The sequence below is a fragment of the Kineococcus indalonis genome (genome assembly GCF_009906395.1).
Lineage (GTDB): Bacteria > Actinomycetota > Actinomycetes > Actinomycetales > Kineococcaceae > Kineococcus > Kineococcus indalonis.
The window spans coordinates 1-3,757 of record NZ_JAAALM010000398.1; the positions used below are offsets into that span (position 1 = coordinate 1).

Consider the following 3,757-nt stretch of genomic DNA (forward strand, 5'->3'; position numbering starts at 1 on the left):
GGCCCGCCGCGCCCGCGCCCGGCCCACCAGGCCACCAGCAGCCCCGCGCCCACCGCGCCGAACGGCAGCTTGGCGCCGGCCGCCAGCGCCAGCGCCAGGCCCGCCGCGAACGGCCGGCGCGGCGCCAGCAGCAGCACCCCCACCGCCGCCGCCCCGGCCAGCACGTCCACGTGCGCGCCGCCCAGACCCACCGTCAGCAGCAGCGGGTTCGCCGTCCACAGCACGTGCGCGCGGGCGCGGGCGGCCGGGTCCTCGCGCAGGGCGCGGTGCAGGCCGGCGCCCGCCGCCGCCCACGCCGCCAGCAGCACCAGCTGCCCGCACCACACCGTGGCGCGCACCGAGTCCCCGCCGGCCAGCGACGCCAGCGCCTGCACCGCCGTGGCCAGCGGCCCGTACACCGACGTCGTCGAGCGCCACGGGTCGCGCACCGCCGAGGCCACCGGGTCCGCGCCGCCGGCGAAGGCGTCCGGCGCCTCGGCGTAGGCGTCGCCGCCCAGGGCGGCGATGCGGCCGTAGGCGGCGTAGCTGAGGTGGTCGGCCGAGCCCACCGGCGGCACCAGGGCGGTGGCCGCGGCGCCGGCGGCGGCCAGCAGCAGCACCCGGTGCGGGCGCCAGCCGCGCCCGGCGGCGGCCAGCCCGCTCAGCAGCGCCGTGCCCGCGGCCAGCACCGAGAGCGCCAGCAGGGCCGTCACCAGCGCCGAGGACGGCCGCAGCGCCAGGTCCAGCGGCAGCGCCCCCGGCCCCAGGCCGGGCACCGCGGCCGACTCCCCCGCCAGCGCCACCGCCAGCCACGCCAGCAGCGCCACCGCGCTCGCCGCCGCGGGCAGCGCCCCGAGCGCGCGCGCCGGAGCGGCGGGCGGGGCGCCGGGGCGCCCGCGCACCTCAGCCACGCGCCTCAGCCGCCGGTGCGGCGCAACCGGCCCAGCCGGTCGGCCAGGTGGCGCTGCGCCAGCGCCAGCGCCACGTCGCGGTACTGCGCGGCGCGGTGCAGCTGCGCGCGCAGGTCCGTGCCGCTGACGCGGTGCTGCAGCGCGCACGGCACCTCCACCACCCGGTACCCGCCGCGCAGCAGGTCGATCGTCAGGGCCGTCTCCACGCCCCAGCCGCGCGCCAGCGGCTGCGCCGCCGCGAACGCCTCCCGGCTCAGGCAGCGCATCCCCGACAGCGGCTGCTGCGGGGACCAGCCGGTCGCGGCCAGGGTGCCGCGGCGGGCCAGGCCCACCACCAGGCCGCGCCCGCCGCCGGGGCTGGACTGGCGCGGCAGCACCGCGATCGTCATGTCCGCCTCCCCGGCCAGCACCGGCGCCGCCAGCGGCGCGGTGGCCGCGGCCGTGGCGCCCGCTGCTGTTCGTCGACGCCGACCTGGGCGCCACGGCCGCGGCCTTGCCGCGGTTGCGCCGGTGCGCCACGACCAGGGCGCCGGCGTCGCGGGCCAGGCGGGCGGTGCCGTCGGAGGAGCCGTCGTCGACGACGACCACGAGGTCGGCCACCGGCAGGGAGCGCAGCGCCGCCACCGTGGCGGCGATCCGCTCCCCCTCGTCCTTGGCCGGCACGACGACGGCGACGGTCGGGGACGGCTGCGGGGGCGGCACGCTGGCGAGGTTAGGGCACGTCCCCGCCGAGGCGGCGCACCACCAGGACGGTCACGTCGTCGTCGACGGGCGCCCCGCCGGCCACGGCGTGCACGAGCCCGTCGACCAGGCGCGCCGGCGCGGGCACCTCCTCGCGCCCGCAGACCCGGGCCAGGTGCTCGCGGGCGGCGTCCAGGCCGTCCTCCAGGGACCGCTCGCGCGACTCCACCAGCCCGTCGGAGAACAGCACGAGGTCCTCCCCGGCGCCCAGGCGCAGGCGCAGCACGCCCTCGCGGGCGGCGGTGCCGCCGGGCAGCACCGCCCCCACGGGCGGGCCGGCGGGCGCGTCGAGGAAGCGCGCGCCGCCGGCGTGGCGCAGCAGCGGCGGCGGGTGCCCGGCCAGCGCGGCCAGCGCGGTGCCGTCGCGCTCCAGCAGCACGTAGGCCAGGGTCACCAGGTCCTCCCCGCCGGCGGCGGCCGCGCACGCGTCCAGGCCGCGCAGCACCGCGCCGGGGTGCGGGTCGACCAGGGCCAGGGCGCGCACCTGCGCGCGCACCTCGCCCATGACGGTGGCCGCGCGCGCCCCGCGGCCCATGACGTCGCCCAGGACGACGGCCACGCGCCCGCCGTCCACGACGAGCAGCTCGGCCCAGTCCCCGCCCACGCCCTCCCCGGCGCTGGTGGTGGTGGCCCGGTGCGCGGCCAGCCACGGCACGGCGGGCAGCGGGCCGGGCTGCAGGGCGCGCTGCAGGACGCGGGCGGTGCCCAGCTCGCGCTCCAGCAGGTCCACCCGCTCCAGCGCGTCGGCGACCTGGCGGGCCAGGGCCTGCAGGGAGGCGCGCTCGTCGGCGTCGGGCGGCACGTCCTCGGCGGCGCCGAGCACGAGGCCGCCCAGGCGGCTGCGGCGGGTGGCCAGCGGCAGCACCGACCAGCGCGCGTCGCCCTCGGCGAGGGCCTGGCGGTAGGTGGGGCGCACCCACGCGGGCAGCAGGTCCTCGCCGGCGGGCCCCACCGCGTACCAGCCGCCGGCGGCGGCGCAGTCCTCCACGTCGCGCACGAGCTCCGCGGCGCGGCGGTCGGCGCGCACCAGGTGCTCGCGCAGCCCGTCGGCGCGCAGCCGGTGCACGGCCACGGCGCCGCCGGGCCCGCGCTCGGGGTCCAGCAGGGTCACGCTGGCGCGGGTGGCGCCGGGCAGGGTCAGGGACGAGGTCAGGACGGCGTCGACGACGCCGGCGCGGGTGGTGGCCGTGGACAGCGCCGCGGTGAGGGACTGCAGGTGCCCGGCGCGGCGGCGGGCGCGCACCCGCTCGTCGACGTCGTCGAGGGCGCCGACCCACTCCACCACGGGGCTGTCGGGCTCGTCGGGGTCGGCGCGCACGGGCTGGGCGCGGGCGCTGAGCCAGCGCCAGCCGCGGGGGGTGCGCACGCGCAGGCGGGCGCCGGCGGCGCGGCCCTCGCGCAGGGCGGCGGCGGCCTCGCCGAGCACGGCGGGCAGGTCCTCGGGGTGCACGTCGGCGCTCCAGGCGGTGCCCAGGACGTCGCCGTCGCGGCCGGTGAGGGCGCGCCAGCCGGGCAGGTCGCTGGTCAGGCCGCGCGGCGGGGCGGCGGTGAACACGTCCAGGCGCCCGGCGCGGGCCAGGGTGCGGTAGCGGTGCTCGGCGGAGCGGGCCTCGCGGGCGGCCTCGCGCACGGCGTCGAAGAGGCGGGCGCGCTCGACGGCGCAGGCGCACTGCCCGGCCAGGGTGGCGGCCAGCAGCAGCTGCACCTCGTCCAGGGAGCCCTCGCGGGGCAGGCCCAGGCGCAGCACGCCCATCAGGCCGCCGTCGGTGAGCAGGGGCAGCGCCGCCCAGGAGCGCTCCCCGGCGGCGACGAGGCGCTCGTTGACGGGGTCGTCGAAGCGCTCGGCGAGCTCGGCGGGCGAGCGCAGCAGCACGGGGCGGCGGGTGCGGGCGGCCTCGGCGCTGGGGGTGGAGGCGTCCAGCGGCAGGCACGGGGCGCGGCCGGCGGCGCGGGCGAGCACGACGCCGTCGCCGGCGGGCACGAGCACGGGCCCGCCGCCCGCGCCGTCGCGCTCGAGCAGGAAGACGCCGCAGGTGGTGGCGCGCAGGGCCTCCTGCACGGCGGCGAGGACCACGTCGACGGCCTCGCGCGCGCTCAGGGCGGCCGCCAGGCGGGCGGTGGTGCGC

Annotated in this window: 3 protein-coding genes and 1 pseudogene; all 4 read right to left on the minus strand. The window is 81.8% G+C overall.

Annotation, left to right across the window (positions count from 1 at the left end):
- The coding region (gene mptB / locus GTR00_RS24245; RefSeq protein WP_166612652.1) for a polyprenol phosphomannose-dependent alpha 1,6 mannosyltransferase MptB at positions 1-890 on the minus strand (890 nt) is incomplete at its 3' end.
- Between the two features lie 5 nt (positions 891-895).
- Positions 896-1,279 (minus strand): hypothetical protein, encoded by a 384-nt coding sequence (locus tag GTR00_RS24250; protein WP_240900450.1) that lies wholly within the window; start codon positions 1,277-1,279, stop codon positions 896-898.
- A gap of 151 nt (positions 1,280-1,430) precedes the next feature.
- Positions 1,431-1,592 (minus strand): annotated as a pseudogene (locus GTR00_RS26440) (glycosyltransferase); the annotation flags it as partial.
- A gap of 10 nt (positions 1,593-1,602) precedes the next feature.
- Positions 1,603-3,757 (minus strand): SpoIIE family protein phosphatase (locus GTR00_RS16370; protein ID WP_166612653.1); only part of this gene is annotated, 2,155 nt, incomplete at its 5' end.